Source organism: Pseudomonas sp. OV226 (assembly GCF_003148705.1).
GTDB lineage: Bacteria > Pseudomonadota > Gammaproteobacteria > Pseudomonadales > Pseudomonadaceae > Aquipseudomonas.
This window is the reverse complement of the sequence record NZ_QGGS01000001.1, coordinates 314,462-329,324: the sequence shown is the minus strand read 5'-3', so window position 1 is coordinate 329,324 and position 14,863 is coordinate 314,462. Positions and strand designations below refer to the sequence as shown.

Here is a 14,863-nt window from a genome sequence, read left to right as displayed (position 1 = left end):
CATAACTGCTGGACTTGCAGATTGCGAATCAGGAACTCAATTAATCCACTCGACTTGAAAGCTGTAACGCCCCAAAAGCGGAGCCAGGACTTCCTGGTCGGTGCCGGCCCTGACGCAGGCAACCTGCCCACGACGATTGTCCTGCACGACTTCAACAGCAATATCCGAAAGCCCCAGACGTTCGACTTCCTGCAGGACTACTTTGGCAATCTCCCGCTGCTGCAAAGCCGGCTTGAATATCTTGCCCACGGCCGTCAGTGGCAGCGCGTTGAGGATTTCAATGCGCTTGGGAACTGCTGCCCGCTCGCTGATGTTGTGATGTGCGAATATCTGGAGCTCTTCGGCGTTGCACACTTGTCCGGGGCGTAGTTGAACGTACGCAACCGGCACCTCGCCCGAGTAGGCATCGGGGCTGCCGATTGCAGCGGCCAAGGCGACGGCGGGATGCGTCTGAAGAGCCTCCTCGATTTGCTTGGGATCGATGTTGTGGCCACCACGGATGATCAGCTCCTTCTTGCGTCCGGTCAGCCAGAAGTAACCTTGCGCATCCTGGCGACCCAGATCGCCTGTATTCAGCCAGCGCTGACCGTCGATATCGATCCAGAGGCCCTGATTATGACGCTCCTCCAGATAACCCTCGAAGAGGTTCGGACCACTGATCGTGATGAGGCCGATCTCATCCACGTTGGCGTCGCGCAGGTACTCTCCCGAATCATTGAGCAGGACCGCGCGCATATTCTGGTAGGCGATCCGCATCCCGATGGAGCCGATATGGCGCTCGCCATGGGGTGGATTGATTGAAGAGACGCAGGCACCCTCGGTAAGACCGTAACCTTCAAGGATCCTCACCCCGGTGCGGCGCTCGAACTCCCGGAAAAGCTCAGCCGGCATCGGTGCGGCGCCACACATGGCAAAGCGAAGACTGGACAGATCCCGGCCCTGCCATTCATTTTGCAGAAGTGCGGCATAGACAGTTGGCACGCCGGAAAAGAGGTTGATGCCGAAGTGCTCGACCATCTCCCAGAATCGTGGGATCACCCCCTCGCCCCGATACCCCTGAGGCGTCCCGAGGATCACATGGTCGCCTTGAGTCCAAGGCATCAGCCCAGTCACCAGCTGGCCATTGACATGAAACAGCGGCAGGCCACAAAAAACAACCTGGCCACCACTGCGTGGCTGCAAGTGAGCCGCTACGGCCCATGCGTTGAATACTTCCGAGCCATGAGTACGCGCGGCGATCTTGGGGAGCCCGGTAGTGCCGCCCGTACAGATGTAGGAGGCGCACTCATCCTGACGAATTTGTCGACCGCTCTTCAGGTGTGTGTGCGGCTGAGTGTTCATCAGCGATTGCCAATCGTGGATCGCGATGCCGCTGTGTAAGTCTCGTTCCTTCAGCGCCACGGCTTTCAGAGCTCCACGTACAGGTTGCGCGACATAGGGCTCCATGCTGACCCAGACAACAGACTTGACCGTGGGCAACTGATTCAGCTGCGACGCCAATTTGGGCCACAGGTCACTGCCCGCCATCGGCGCGAGCGTCACCACCACGGATGCCTTCGCGGCATTCAACAAGCCAGCCAACTGCTTGGTTTCAAGCAGAGGATTAATCGCCATGGCAATCCCCGCCGCCTCCCCGCCCCATAGAGCGAAGTGGGTTTCCGGCAGGTTGGGCAGGATGAAGGCAATCACCTCGCCCGGTTTTATGCCCAGGTCATGGAAGGCATTTGCCGCGCGGGTGATATCCGCGAAAAGATGGGAGTAGTTCCACTTGTAGGTGCGTTTGAAATCGGCGGCATCGGCGAAGAAACTGAGCGCTGGTGCCTCGGGGGAGCGCTCGGCCGCCTGACGCAGAACTTCATAAGTGCTGCTAGCCAGGCCACGCTCCGACAAGGGGACGCGTTCGAGGCTTTCGATGTCATCCAGGGTCTGCACTACCATCAGGCTTCCCCCACGACGCGGTTGCGTTGTACGCCGAGGTCGATCACACCGTCGGCGCTGCGAATGCGCGCCTCGACCACGTCACCGACCTTGAGATACTGCGTCCGGCCTTCCTGCGCCTTGAGGAAAAGCTTCCACTTGGTGGCTTCGGGCAGCAGGGCTGCAATGCGCATTTTGGCAGGCGAAGGGATCGTCAGGGCACAGCCGGCAGGCGTACCGGTGGCGATCAGGTCTCCAACGGCGAGATCTTGCAAGGCGGAGAGTTCAGTCAAGGTTTCAGCGGGGCCGTAAACCAGATTGGCCGTGCTGTCGTTCTGTCGCACCTGGTCGTTGACTGTCAGGCGTAGCTGCAGTGCTTTCAGGTAATGCATGCTCTTGGCATCCAGAAGGCAGAGGTACGGGCCGACCGGGCCGAAAGTGCGGTAGCTCTTGCCTTTGTAAAACTGCATCTGGGGAATCTGAATGTCACGAGCCGAGTAGTCGTTGACAATGACGACGCCTGCTATGAACTCATGCAGATTGGCGTCTGTGACAGCAATAGCGCCGGTGATTGAGCGCTTCATCACAAGACCCAGTTCGATCTCGTAGTCAAGGAAGCGCACGTGGCGCGGTTTGATGAGGTCGCTGTCAGCCGCCACCAGGCAACTCGTCGCCTTGGTGAAGATCATATTGAATTTCTTCGCATCCGGGTCCATGCCCGACTCGATCATGTGCTGGCGGTAATTGGCACCCTGGCAGACGAACTGCTGGTTACGGGTTACCGGAGACAGCAGTTTTACTTCACCCTCCTCCAACTCCGAACCTTTCAGTTGAGCGAGGTCGTCGATACTGTTCTGGCGAATGAAGTCGCCGGTGGTTTCAAAGACACCGGGAACAACTGTGATACGGCCCTGGCGTAGCACGCCCCAATGGATACCATTCTGAAATTCAAAGCGGACTACGTGTACTGCAGACATTGAAGGCACTCCTGGAGCGGTGTTTTCCCCATGCTCGATGGCACGAGAATTCTGGTGTTGTTCTGAGGGCGGGCTGGTAACGCTGTAAACCATCGAGACGCCGGCGATCACAGCGCCGGCTTTGAGCACATCGCGCCGGCCATATCTGATTGAACGGCCTGACATGGCGACAGCTCTACCCGAACATCCGCATGAGTGTTACCAACTTTCGAATGGTCAGGTCCGGGCTGCGTCGCAGGTTGCGGATCAGCAGTAGCAGATTGGCCAGGCTCATCTTGGGTTTGGTAAAACTCTTGGGCATGCGCTGCCCCCACTGCGCCATTGCCTCGGGGCTGACCGGATGAATGCCCGTAGGCCGAGTGGCCGTGAAAAGATCCCCGTCGCAGTAGTGCTCGTGCTTGTCACCCCAAGGGTCTTGCCAGTAATCGAAGATCTGACTGCCCAGAATGTGTCGGCCGATACCCCATGAGTGCTCCCAGCCGCGGTCGCGCAAAACGCGCTGCCCCATACCCACGGCGTCTGCATCGACGACTTCATAGGCGCTATGGCTGTAGGTAGCCATGAACCCTTGGGCAATCGCGAGCGTATGGTGAGCTGCGGGGATGTCACCTAGGTCAAGGCGCATGAAGGCGACGATAGGTGTGCCATCGGGAAGTACCTGCACATCGCTGGGAATAAACCCGAAATGCTGCGTATACCAGGCACAGGTTGCTTGATAGTCGGCCACTTCAATGACGATGTGGCCAAGCTTGAGGACTTCAGGGGGAGCAATCGGCGGGCGCTGCGTGGCGTTGATTCGCGGTTGTTCCGTCGCCAGATTCCAGTTGAGAGGAGTTCTATGGGCCAGCGTCTTGCATGGCGTCTGGTCGCAGACGGCTTCCACAATGAACCCAGAAGGATCCGTCAGTCTGACGTAATACCCTTTACCAGGATGTTCCGATTTCTCGACCGATGACGCACCCGGGATTCGAGTGAGCTTTTCCAGTTCGTCCAGAGACTGCACGGCAAGTCCGAACCCGATGAAACGTGCATGTTCGGCCCGTTGGACACGGTAACAATATGCAGTGGCGTCAGTGGCCCGCATATAGAGCGTATCGGCCTCCTGCCGACTTACCGCCAGGCCGAAGTCAGTCAGGAACCGCGCCGCCTCATCCAAGTCCGGCCGCTGGAAGATCAGGTGCGTCAGATCCCGGGCCTTGACCGTCGGCTGAGGATGCCGGGCGGGCTGTTGCGTCGCCAACCGATGCAATTCGATTTTATTGTTCATTGTTCTTGTTTTCCGGTTTTTTAGGGCAAAGCTGTCCCGAACCCCTGAAAATTCAGGGGTTTATCCAGTCAAGTCAGTTACGGATTTAGTCGAGAGATGAAAGTGCCGGCAACTCCATGGTCGCCAACGCACGCGCCTCCTCTGACGGCACACCCAATGCCCGCAGTACCAGCTCGGCGGTATCAGAGCCCGCCTCGCGCCACGTCCGGTGACCTTCCAGTACCAGGAAAATCGAGCCGAGTACGCTGCTCGATATCAGCGTCAGTACCGAGAGCAATTGCTCCTGCGCAAACGTGTAGCGCCCAGTGGTAAGCCCGCTCAGGAGATCCCTGGTCGCCTGGCTGCTGAACATTTCGCGCAACGCAGAATTGCTCATGGCAAATTTATGGATGAACGCGCCCCACTGGGAGTCTTCGTGCGCTCGGCGAATGAAGAATCGAATGCCATTGGCCAGGCGATGAGCAGGATCCGTGAGGGAATTGAAGCTCTTGTTGACGCGTTCATGCATCTCCCTCGCGAGATGACTGGCAACCGCCTCGAACAGGCTTTCCATGCTGTCGATGTTGCTATAGACCGTTCCGCGCGCCACGCCTGCCTCTTGTGCGAGGTCGAGAATATTCACTTGTGAGGTGCCTTTTTCAGCGAACAGGCGAAAGGCGGCTTGATGAATGCGGCGTTGTGTTGGATTCAGGGATTCCACGGTTCTCTCTCCAGGATTACCTTATGGGTTGATTGAACACTCGTGTTCATTTTACGTCAACCATATTTTTTAGCATGTTGGTTTCTCTGTCTGAATAATGGGCTTAAACCTAAATAATCCGATTGTCTTGATCGATGATGCCGGGTCAGAAAAAGTGCTGCACATTGACACAACTGAACACGCATGTTCAATTATGTTGACTGACTTTTTATCAGCTGAAGGACAGAACATGACCGGCTCAAATCTCTTCAAACCGCTTCGATTGCCCAACGGCACGGTGATTCCAAACCGGATCGCCAAGGCTGCCATGGAGGAGAACCTTGCCAATCAGGATCACGCTCCAGGGGAAGCGCTGGTCAAGCTCTATCGGAGTTGGGCGGAGGGTGGTGCCGGTCTGATCATCACCGGCAACGTCATGGTTGACCGTCACGCCTTGACCGGCCCCGCTGGTGTAGTGCTTGAGGATGATCGGAACCTGGGCAAATTCAAGCTTTGGGCCGAGGCTTGCCGCAGCCGTGGGGCCCAGACCTGGATGCAAATCAATCATCCCGGACGGCAGCTGTTGGCTTCAATGGGGCAATCGGCAAGGGGGCCTTCCGCAGTGGCGGTCGATATCCCCGGACTTTCAAAAGCGTTTGTGCCGCCCAGGGCTTTAGAGGAGCAGGAGATCGAAGAACTGATCGAGCGCTATACCCAAGCGGCGGTGCTGGCCGAGCGCGCCGGATTCACCGGCGTGGAGGTTCATGCAGCGCATGGCTACCTGTTCAGCCAATTCCTTTCGCCCTTGACCAATCGGCGCGAAGACCGCTGGGGCGGTAGCCTGGAAAACCGCGCGCAAATTCTATTGAAAACCATCGACGCAATACGTCAGCGAGTGGCACCGATCTTTTGCGTCGCGGTGAAGCTCAACTCCGCGGATTTTCAGCGTGGCGGGTTCAATGCCGAGGACGCGGCTCGCGTGGTGGAAATGCTTAACGAGAAGGCGGTCGACCTGGTCGAATTGTCGGGTGGCAGCTACGAAAGCCCGGCCATGCAGGGACAGACCCGCGATGGCAGCCGCTTGGCGCGAGAAGCCTATTTTCTTGAGTTCGCGGAGAAAATAGGAGAAATAGCGTGCATGCCGCTGATGGTCACCGGCGGCGTGCGTAGAAAGGAGGTCGCCGAGCGAGTGGTGAGCGGCTCGGTGTCGATGGTCGGACTTGCTACTGCGTTGGCAATCGAGCCAGCCCTGCCGAAACAGTGGATGGCGGGTCGCGACATTAAAGTGGAGCCCATCGTCGTCCGATGGAAGAACAAGACGTTGGCGTCACTTGCCGTGGCGTCGGTGATCAAGAAGCAACTCGGCTTGCTGAGCCAAGGAAAACGGACAAACCCCGCGACGTCGCCACTCATGGCGTTGATCGGCAATCAGTTGAAGGCTCGTCGCCAGGCGAAGAGCTATCGGCGATGGATTGATCAAGCCTGGCAAAAGGATGACATCCGTTCAGACCGGTAGCGGCTTGCCGGCAATCTTCCTGGCTCTGGCAGGCGTGACGCCCAGAGCCTGGAGAACCATTTCGGCAACCCGCAGATCGTGCTCAGCCACCGCCCGCCCCTCGACAACCGAGCGCATGGCTCCGGTTGTGCACGACAAGACAATATCCAGAGCGACACCTTCGTCCTCGTAAGCAAACGTGCCCGCTCGCTGTCCCTCACGCAGATCGCCCAGTACATGGTCAGCCAGACGCGAGCGCATTGCCTGGTCGAAATGGATGATGCGCAGCAGCGCATTCGCCCATTGCTGGTCGGCCGCGGCCCGGCATACAAACATGCGCACGCCGATCGAAAGCCTCTGTGCGCCGCAGTGCACGTCCCTGCTCATGGCGGAAATGGCATCGGAGAACTCGGCGGCCATCGCGATGCCCACCGCCTCCAATACCTCGTCGCGAGTTCGAAAATAATTGTAGATGGTGCCGTTGGATACCGCTGCTTCCGCGGCGACCTCGAGCAATGCGATCTCCCCCACTTCCTTACGTGCGATAAGGCGTAATGCCGCGTCCACGAGACCGCGACGGGTGCGCTCACGTTTCTTGTGACCTCTCGTTAGAGGTTCTGGCGCGTCAGATTCTAAAGGAAGAGTGGGGGAATGCATTATCAAGCTCGCAATCTAATGGGCTGGTTGATGGTAATGGAAACGCTGTCCGGAGTGGCGTCTTTGCCGGCCAGCAAGCGCCTGCAGTCCTGAAGGAGATTGCCTGCCTCTGCGCCAGGGGCGTGGTGCATGATGATACGGTCGGGGCGAACCGCGACGAGCGTTCCCTTGGCAGCCAGCGGCAGGATCTCATGGTTCATGTCTTCGATGAAGTCACAGCTGCCGCCGGAGCGTTGGCCGCGAGCTCTGACCTCTAAAAAGTGACCTCCCATTTTTTCCCAGGAAACGATCTGATCAGGGGTCAGCAGTGACAACGGGTCAACACCGAATCCAACCAGGGTCAGGTTGTCTCCAAGCGCATCGTCGCTCAGTTTGATCTGCTTTTGCAGGTTGCGTATCCAGGTCTGGGGAAACAAGCTGCCACGCACCAGTTTATCGCCCCGGCGATGCTGTACGAACAGGCCGTGCTTGAAGGTGTTCTTCGGCTTGATGTCCAACTGTTCGAAGTACCTCCTGGTAGCGGGAGTCAACGCCAGCGTACGCATCAGGCCGTGGATAAAGAATGCGGCGATCTTGTTCTTGGGCATCACCAGGCGCCCCATGAGTTTCGCCAGATTGATCATCGCCTGGGCGTGGGGACGGCGTTCTACGTCATAGGTCTCAAGTATTGCAGGCGTGGCATGGCCGCGAAGGACCCAAGCCAGTTTCCAGGCAAGGTTGGAGCCATCCCGAAGTCCCGCGACGAGACCTTGCCCGACAAAAGGGGGCGTGATGTGCGCGGCGTCGCCGGCGAGAAAAACGCGCCCCTGGCTGAATCTGTTGCAGCAGCGAGCGTGGAATCGATACACCGCCTTGCGCTCGATTTCCAGTTCTTGCGGGTTGATCCATGGCGCGATCAGCCGGGCTATGCTTTCCGGGCTTTCCAGCTCTTCCCGGGACTCGCCGGATTGCAGCATGAACTCCCAACGCTCCCTGCCGCCGGGTGCCGGCATGTGCGGCGTTGGGCGCAGCGGATTACAAAGAAACTCAATGTGATCAATCGCTGACTTATGCCGGTTCTTGACGTCGACAATCAGCCAATCCTCCGCATAGGTCTGTCCTTCGAACTCCTGACCAATCAGCGCTCTGACCCTGGAACTGGCGCCGTCCGCACCGATCAGGTACTGGGCGCGGACAGTATGCGAGTGCCCATTTTGATCCCGTACGGTGGCGACCACGCCCTGCGCTTCTTCGACCAGACTCTCCAGCTCGAAACCACCCAGGCTGGTCACTGATTTCAACCGGGAAACCTGGCCACGCATCGCTCGTTCGAGGTCGGGTTGATAGAACGTCACAAGCTTGGGATGGCCGTCGATACACCCCTCGGTATTGGCTCGACCGAATTGCCCGAGTACCGGTGAGTGCATCTTCACTTCAGGGATGACGATTTTCTCGAAAGCGTCTTCCGACAAACCTGCGAGTTGCAGAATGCGTAGCGCCTCGTTGTCCAGGGCAATGGCACGAGGCATCAGTACGATTTCATGGAGCTTATCCAGCACCAGGGTCGTAACCCCGTAGCGGCCGAGCAGCGCCGCGATTGTTGCACCTACCGGGCCGTATCCGACGACCAGCACGTCAACGGCGGAGGGAGGCAATTCGGAATCTTTCTTGTTGTTGTTCATTTCGAGCCCTTGTTGTGATTGAAGTCGTGAGGCGCGCAGGTCTCATCGTCAGGCAGACTCAAGGTATGCAATATTGAGAGATATTTCAATATTGATGTTTTTGTCATTAATTTTTGAGATCATTGAAAAACCGTGATGTGACCGACCGGGCGAGCTGAGATAAAGGCGTCAGTGGCCGCGTTAAGGCGCGTGGCGTGAAGTTGCACGTGTGCCAGTTTCCGACCGACGACGCTTGGCTTCAGAGCCGATCAGCGTTGTCATGTCAGCAATGGACCAGGACGGCAGGAACATTTTTTTCAACGTTGAATCCCGTGCGAAACTTCAACGCACTACCCTGTTTCAAGTCTTTAGGAATCAACCGTGGCGCGTCCGCAGCCCCATCCGTCCCCTGCCCTGCTTGACTTTGGCGAGTTCGAACTCAACGAGACTAACGCTTGCCTGTTGCGTGATGGGCAAGCGGTGGCGTTGGCGCCGACCCCCTTTCTGTTGTTATGCGTGCTCGCCCGCCAGCCGGGGTCGTTGGTATCCAAAGACGCCTTGCTGGATGCCGTGTGGGGGCATCGGTTTGTCAGCGATTCTGTCCTGAAAACGGCCATCAGCGATCTGCGCAAAGTGTTGCGCGATGACCCCAAGCACCCTCGTTTTATCGAGACGGTGTCGCGGCGTGGCTATCGCTTCATCGCCGTATCGCCCCCTGCTGCTTCGATACCGCCTACTTCCATGGCAGTTACGGCGACCGACACACATCCGTTTCCGCCATTCATCGGTCGCATTGACGAGGCCTCGAGGCTGCGGCGGGCGTGGGAGCGAGCCGGTGTTGGCCAGCGTGCCGTGGTCTGGCTTGCTGGAGAACCGGGGATCGGCAAAACCACATTGATCGAACATTTCCTCGCCGGCCTTGGCGGCATCGCCTGCGCACGCGGCCATTGCATGGAGCACTTCGGCACCGGCGAGCCATACCTGCCGGTGCTGGAGGCATTAGCCGATCTGTGCCGCAACGACCCGAGCCTGCCGGCGTTGTTGCGCGATGTGGCACCCACCTGGCTGCTGCAATTGCCGTGGTTGAGTAGCACGCAGGAGCGAGACGCATTGCGGCGCGAGCTGGTCGGTGTCGGCCCGGAACGCATGCTGAGGGAATTCGGTGAACTATTGGACCGCTACACAGAGCTGCGCCCTCTCTTGCTGGTCACCGAAGACCTGCACTGGAGCGACCGGGCGACGGTCCAGCTCATCAACTACATGGCGCGACGACGAGGCCCCGCCCGGCTCATGTGGCTGTCGAGCTTCCGCCTTGCCGAAGTGGTAGCGCTCGACCATCCGCTCAGCTCATTGCGACACGAACTGCGACTGCAACGCTTGTGCGAGGAAGTGGTGCTCGACCCTTTTTCGGAAACCGAGGTCGCCGACTATGTGGCGCTGCGTTCAGCCTCACTGGCACGCGATGAAGCCTTCGTGCGCGCCCTGCACGAACGGACCGACGGCGTGCCGTTGTTCGTTTCCTCGATCATCAGTGAAGTGATGGATGCAAAAGAAGACGAAACCACCATCGAAGCTCGACTGACGGATCTGGCGGTTCCCGACAACCTGGCCGCCATCATTGATCACTACATCGCCAAGCTGGGTCCGGAGCAACGTGCACTCCTTTCGGCGGCTGCGGTGTGCGGGGCCGACTTCCGGGTTGAGACGGTTTCGCTAGCCCTGGGGCGCAATCTCTCTTCAGTGATCGGCGCCTGTGAAGAACTGATGCGTGAGCAGGTATGGCTCTCACATTCGCGGGCTCCCGATGTTGACGAGGCGGTAGAGCCTCCTTACTCGTTCCGGCACGCCCTGTTTCGCCAAGTGCTGTATGACCGCACGCCGCGTTCGTTGCGCATCGATCTCCATGGCCAGGTGGGCACTGCCCTCGAACGCGAGCGCTCGGCCGGTGTGTCGGTTGCGGCCTCGGAACTGGCGATGCACTTCGACCGTGCTCGGCTGCCGATGATCGCGCTGCGCTACTACGCCGAGGCCGCAGAAGCCGCGCTACAGCACTTCAGCCCGGACTTGTGCATCGGCCTCACTGAGCGCGCCCTGATCCTGCTTATGCATGCACCCAAAGGGGTGGAGCGCGATACGCTCGAAATTACCTTGGCCACGTTGCAGGGGGTTTCGGCCTTCCACATGTTCGGTGTCGGCAGCGAAGCCAAGGGGGCTTTCGAACGTGCGTACACACTGCTAGCGGATGTACCCGAGCACCCTATGCGCGGGCGCCTTCTGCACGGATTCGGCTATCTGCTCGGTTTGCGCGGCGATTATTCGCAGGCTTTGGAAGTGGCAGTGCGTGCTGAAGCGCTGTCCCGGAACGCAAACGATCAAGTGCTCATGCTGGCAGCATGCATCGTTCAGGGCGAGGTGCATCACCTCCAGGGTCGTACGAAAACGACTCGCCGCTGGTTAGAGCGCGCCCTCGCGATCGCCGAGCCGCTGGACATCGGGACCAACGAGATCTTTGCAGCGGATCCCCAAGTCATGCTGCACGGTATGCTGGCCATCGAGCTGGTGCGTTCTGGCCTGATTGAGCAAGGACGAACCCATATGCAGCGGGCACGAACCCGCGCACATGCGCTTCGACAACCCATGACATGGCTGGTCGCTGCATGGCAGGAGGTGTTGATCGAGGTACGACTGGGAAACCCTGAACGTGTGACAGTGTTGGCTGACGACATGCAGAAGCTCGTCGATGAAAATTCCCTCGCACTCGGGCGCACGGCTTGCCGCTGGTGGCGCGGCTGGGCCGACGCACGCAACGGTGCACCCCGCGACGGCTACCGAAATATCCGCGAGGCCTACGAGGAACATACCGGACTCGGCATGCGCTCCGGTGCCAGCGAAGTACTCGGCTACGCCGCCGAAGCGCGGCTACTGGCAGGCGATTACGACGCAGCGCACGTTGAATTGCAGGAAGCCTTCCGGGTGGGAGAGGAACTGGGCGAACGCGTATACCTGCCGCAGCTGTTGCTGCTGGAGGCCGCGATCGCGCGAGTTCAGGGTCGATCAGATGCCAGCAGCGTGGCGGTGCGGCGTGCGATTGAGGAGGCACGCGCCCAGGAAGCATCGTGGCTGGAGCTGCTCGCAAGGGTCGAGCTGTGTGAGCAACACGACGCTACCACTGAAGATCACCAGGCATTGGTGAGGCTGATTGACCAATTGCCCGAAACGCATGGGACTGAATTGGTAAAACGTGCGCGCGGCCTCATTATTTTCAGCCCCTAAAATTTGTCACCGCTATACAGATCAACCAATTCCTCTAAAGAACTAATTGTATTCTCCATAATCGTTAATTCTTTTTTAGCTTGAAGTTCCAACAACTCAACATCCGAAGTCAAACCCAGATCGTTCCGGATACCAATGAGAACTGAAACCTGAAACTCAGCAATGTCCTTGACGTTTGGCAACAAGCGCTTCAACAAATTAAGACGCTCTACTCTCACCCGTGTTTCAGCACCGTTCAGCGCCAGCCTTGCCTCTTCCGCCTCGTTAAAATAACGTTCATAAGACCCCATCACCGCGTCAATCATTTTCGAATCTGTAGGTGGCACTTCTTTCAACCTGTTGAGCTCAAGCAGCACTCGCTCGGACTCTGAAACTGCGCGTTCGCACTTTCTTTCCCAGCCATTTCTGTCACTGATAGCCTTACCAAGTACCGCTCTACTGAAGGCGGACTTCATCAAAAGATCGTTATATTTTGATACCAGCTCACCGACTAACGATGCCGTCACAGGCTCCGCCACTAGCTGAATCTGCGCGGCAACGGAAAAGAAATCGCTTAAACCAGGGCTAACGGTGAATGACTCATCCCTATCGGAAGGCTCGATTAATGAACTCAACGCTTTCGGCATTTTTTTCGCCGCATCCAGATAAACATCTCGCCTTAGCGACGCGGTACGCTCTTGAGACTTTATGGTCGCATCATGATTAAGTTGCATTTCCAACCGCGATTTATTGCTCCTGTTGGAAATAAGAACACCCCCGAGTGTCAGACCCGACGCTAACAAGCCAGACCAGACAACATCTGGAACTGATCGGATGAAATCAAAAAAATTCATTCCCTGATGCTCCTGGTAATGCCGTGTGAATGAACGGGCCTCAACGCCATGATCCGTCGAAATTCAATGTTCGAAAAGAGATCCCTGTAGCGTCATGAGTCAGTTTGGGGAACGATAGGTGACGACTGTTGTGGCAGACAGACGTTATCCGACCAAACCCTGACCTTTCGCTTACGACTCCTCCCAAGGGGCGGCTTACGCTGGCGTCGAACTTTCTCGATCCCCAGGTCTGCGATGAGCCTTAACCCTGAATCCAAATACCCGAGCCGACGCTCCTACGTCGTCAAATTGCGCAGTGATGCCGGACCGAAGGCCCTGATGGGCCGCCTCGAGAACCTGGTCACCGGGCGTCAGCGCGAGTTCTCGTCCGCCGAAGAGTTGCTGGAGTCAATTGGCTCTGATCTGGCGTCAGCAGACCGTGAACAGGCGATAGAAAGGGACGGCGAATGACCGTTCCGACATCGACATCACGTGTGCATGGCGACCGAACGGCGACGTTTCGCTGACTACTTCGCGCACAGAGGCCCCTACGCTGACGCCACCTCGAACTACACGAGTCCATTTCTAATGCTGCGACTTTCCACCCTCCCTCCGCTGCCTCGCCATACCGGTGGGATAACCTTGCAACGGACCCCATGCTCGACTGGGTTCGCCATGGCGGCAACCCTTGTCACTTCGATTGCCCTCGCCCTTTCCGGTTGCTCCACGCCGGTCGTCAAGCCATCAGTAGACGTGCCGAGCCACTTCGCCGCGAGTACGGCCTCCGAAATGGAGCCCGAGGCGGCGTGGTGGGAGGTCTACCACGACCCCTTACTGTCGGATCTGGTGCGCCGCGCCGCGCGTGAGAACCGCGACGTCAAGATGGCCGCCGAACGCTTGCGTGCAGCGCGAGCCGGAGAAACGGTCAGCCAATCCTGGCTGCTCCCGAGTGTCGGTGCATCGGTGTCCGGCAGCGACCGCAGCAGCGGCTTCAACTCGGCGGTAAAACAGGGCTATCCGGATACCAGGACCGCCAGTGCGGGTCTGGATGTCTCGTGGGAAATCGACCTGAGCGGCCGACTACGAGCCGGTGCAGCGGCGGCAGACGCCGATGCACTGGCCGCCGAACACAGCATGCGAGGCGTACGCCTGCTGGTGATGAGCGATGTCGTCAGCAACTATTTCACACTGGTCGGAGCACAGCGCCAGGTCGCGACGCTCCGCGCAATTTCGGCCATGCAGGATGAGACGCTGCGTCTGGTCTCCGCGCGTCAACAGGTGGGGCTGGCATCCGCCTTCGACGTCGAGCGTGCACAAACCGACGCCTTGTCGGCGCGGGCGCAGATTCCGCCGCTGGAAACCCAAGTGGCGGTGGCACGTCACCGTATCGCGGTGCTGATCGCCGACCAGTCTTTCAACACCACAAACATCCAGCCTCCGGGCGCAGACCTGGCCGATGTACCCGAGGCCAAGCCCGGTCAGCCCGCCGAGTTGCTGCAACGCCGACCGGACGTACTGGCGCTGATGGCACAGCTCGACGCCGCCAATGCCCGTCGCCAGCAAGCGAAAGCGGAGTGGTTCCCGCAACTCTTCCTCGGCGCGTCCTTCGGCCGCCAGGGTCTCAACCTGAACGGTGCCGATCTCGGCGCTGCGCGCTTCACCAACGTCGCGGGCCTGCTGGCGATGCCGCTCTTCAATGCGGGGCGCACACAAGCAATCAACGATGCGGCTGAAAGCGCTCAACAAGAGGCGCTGTTGCGCGCCGAAGACGGCATCGTGCGGGCGCTCGAGGATGTGGAAAACGCCTTGGTCACGCTGGCGCAGGAACGTCGCCGTTCCGGGTCACTGCAACTGGCCGCCGCGTCTGCGGAGACGGCACAGAATCGCGCTCAGTCGCTCTACACCCGCGGGCAGATCGACCTGTTGCCCCTGCTGGATTCGCAGCGTGCGCGCCTGACTGCACGCCTGAGTGCCAACGAAAGCAACACCCGACTGCTGCTCGACAGCGTGCAGCTTTACAAAGCACTGGGCGGGGGCTGGCAGGTGTTCGAACACCCCGCCAACCCGACCGCGTCCGCGTCCGCGTCCGCTAAAACCGACCGACCACCACTTTCCTGAGTTTTTGTCGTTTTCCAAAGAGGAACCG

At 58.7% G+C, this 14,863-nt stretch carries 11 protein-coding genes; 4 read left to right on the top strand and 7 right to left on the bottom strand.

The window, feature by feature from the left end; genetic code table 11:
- Positions 1-36: 36 nt before the first annotated feature.
- From C7534_RS01705 to C7534_RS01690, 4 genes are all read right to left on the bottom strand, one after another.
- The gene (locus C7534_RS01705; protein WP_109784739.1) at positions 37-1,938 is read right to left on the bottom strand and encodes an acyl-CoA synthetase; all 1,902 of its coding nucleotides are present in this window, start codon (positions 1,936-1,938) and stop codon (positions 37-39) included.
- Positions 1,938-2,894, bottom strand: coding sequence for a fumarylacetoacetate hydrolase family protein (locus C7534_RS01700; RefSeq protein ID WP_109784738.1), 957 nt, complete (start codon positions 2,892-2,894; stop codon positions 1,938-1,940). Before C7534_RS01700 ends, C7534_RS01705 begins: the two co-directional genes overlap by 1 nt.
- Before the next feature lie 175 nt (positions 2,895-3,069).
- Positions 3,070-4,161, bottom strand: coding sequence for a VOC family protein (locus tag C7534_RS01695; protein WP_109784737.1), 1,092 nt, complete (start codon positions 4,159-4,161; stop codon positions 3,070-3,072).
- 85 nt (positions 4,162-4,246) lie between these two features.
- Positions 4,247-4,861 (bottom strand): TetR/AcrR family transcriptional regulator, encoded by a 615-nt coding sequence (locus C7534_RS01690; protein WP_046027403.1) that lies wholly within the window; start codon positions 4,859-4,861, stop codon positions 4,247-4,249.
- Between the two features lie 229 nt (positions 4,862-5,090).
- Between C7534_RS01690 and C7534_RS01685 the strand changes: the two genes are divergently transcribed.
- Complete coding sequence (locus C7534_RS01685) at positions 5,091-6,356, top strand: NADH:flavin oxidoreductase/NADH oxidase family protein (protein WP_109784736.1); 1,266 nt, start codon at positions 5,091-5,093, stop codon at positions 6,354-6,356.
- Here the strand turns inward: C7534_RS01685 and C7534_RS01680 are convergent.
- Positions 6,345-6,992: a TetR/AcrR family transcriptional regulator gene (locus C7534_RS01680; protein WP_046027405.1), complete on the bottom strand. Its 648-nt coding sequence runs from the start codon at positions 6,990-6,992 to the stop codon at positions 6,345-6,347. The genes C7534_RS01685 and C7534_RS01680 overlap by 12 nt on opposite strands.
- Positions 6,993-6,994: 2 nt before the next feature.
- Complete coding sequence (gene mhpA / locus C7534_RS01675) at positions 6,995-8,653, bottom strand: bifunctional 3-(3-hydroxy-phenyl)propionate/3-hydroxycinnamic acid hydroxylase MhpA (RefSeq protein ID WP_109784735.1); 1,659 nt, start codon at positions 8,651-8,653, stop codon at positions 6,995-6,997.
- A gap of 360 nt (positions 8,654-9,013) precedes the next feature.
- Here mhpA and C7534_RS01670 point away from each other — a divergent pair, with 360 nt between their 5' ends.
- A complete protein-coding gene (locus tag C7534_RS01670) occupies positions 9,014-11,905 on the top strand; it encodes an ATP-binding protein (protein WP_109784734.1) in 2,892 nt (963 codons plus the stop codon).
- On the opposite strand, the gene C7534_RS01665 is transcribed toward C7534_RS01670, so the two are convergent.
- Positions 11,902-12,738 carry a hypothetical protein gene (locus C7534_RS01665; protein WP_109784733.1) on the bottom strand — a complete coding sequence of 279 codons (837 nt, stop codon included), beginning with the start codon at positions 12,736-12,738 and terminating at the stop codon, positions 11,902-11,904. The genes C7534_RS01670 and C7534_RS01665 overlap by 4 nt on opposite strands.
- A gap of 234 nt (positions 12,739-12,972) precedes the next feature.
- Here C7534_RS01665 and C7534_RS01660 point away from each other — a divergent pair, with 234 nt between their 5' ends.
- Positions 12,973-13,188: a hypothetical protein gene (locus C7534_RS01660; RefSeq protein ID WP_077430226.1), complete on the top strand. Its 216-nt coding sequence runs from the start codon at positions 12,973-12,975 to the stop codon at positions 13,186-13,188.
- A 117-nt stretch (positions 13,189-13,305) separates the two neighbouring features.
- Complete coding sequence (locus C7534_RS01655; protein ID WP_109784732.1) at positions 13,306-14,835, top strand: TolC family protein; 1,530 nt, start codon at positions 13,306-13,308, stop codon at positions 14,833-14,835.
- Positions 14,836-14,863 lie beyond the last annotated feature (28 nt).

Coding starts and splice junctions, on each gene's coding strand:
- C7534_RS01685 (WP_109784736.1), top strand. CDS start 5,091: ATGACCGGCTCAAATCTCTTCAAACCGCTTCGATTGCCCAACGGCACG.
- C7534_RS01680 (WP_046027405.1), bottom strand. CDS start 6,992: ATGCATTCCCCCACTCTTCCTTTAGAATCTGACGCGCCAGAACCTCTA.
- C7534_RS01705 (WP_109784739.1), bottom strand. CDS start 1,938: ATGGTAGTGCAGACCCTGGATGACATCGAAAGCCTCGAACGCGTCCCC.
- C7534_RS01655 (WP_109784732.1), top strand. CDS start 13,306: ATGCTGCGACTTTCCACCCTCCCTCCGCTGCCTCGCCATACCGGTGGG.
- C7534_RS01695 (WP_109784737.1), bottom strand. CDS start 4,161: ATGAACAATAAAATCGAATTGCATCGGTTGGCGACGCAACAGCCCGCC.
- C7534_RS01665 (WP_109784733.1), bottom strand. CDS start 12,738: ATGAATTTTTTTGATTTCATCCGATCAGTTCCAGATGTTGTCTGGTCT.
- C7534_RS01700 (WP_109784738.1), bottom strand. CDS start 2,894: ATGTCTGCAGTACACGTAGTCCGCTTTGAATTTCAGAATGGTATCCAT.
- C7534_RS01660 (WP_077430226.1), top strand. CDS start 12,973: ATGAGCCTTAACCCTGAATCCAAATACCCGAGCCGACGCTCCTACGTC.
- mhpA (WP_109784735.1), bottom strand. CDS start 8,653: ATGAACAACAACAAGAAAGATTCCGAATTGCCTCCCTCCGCCGTTGAC.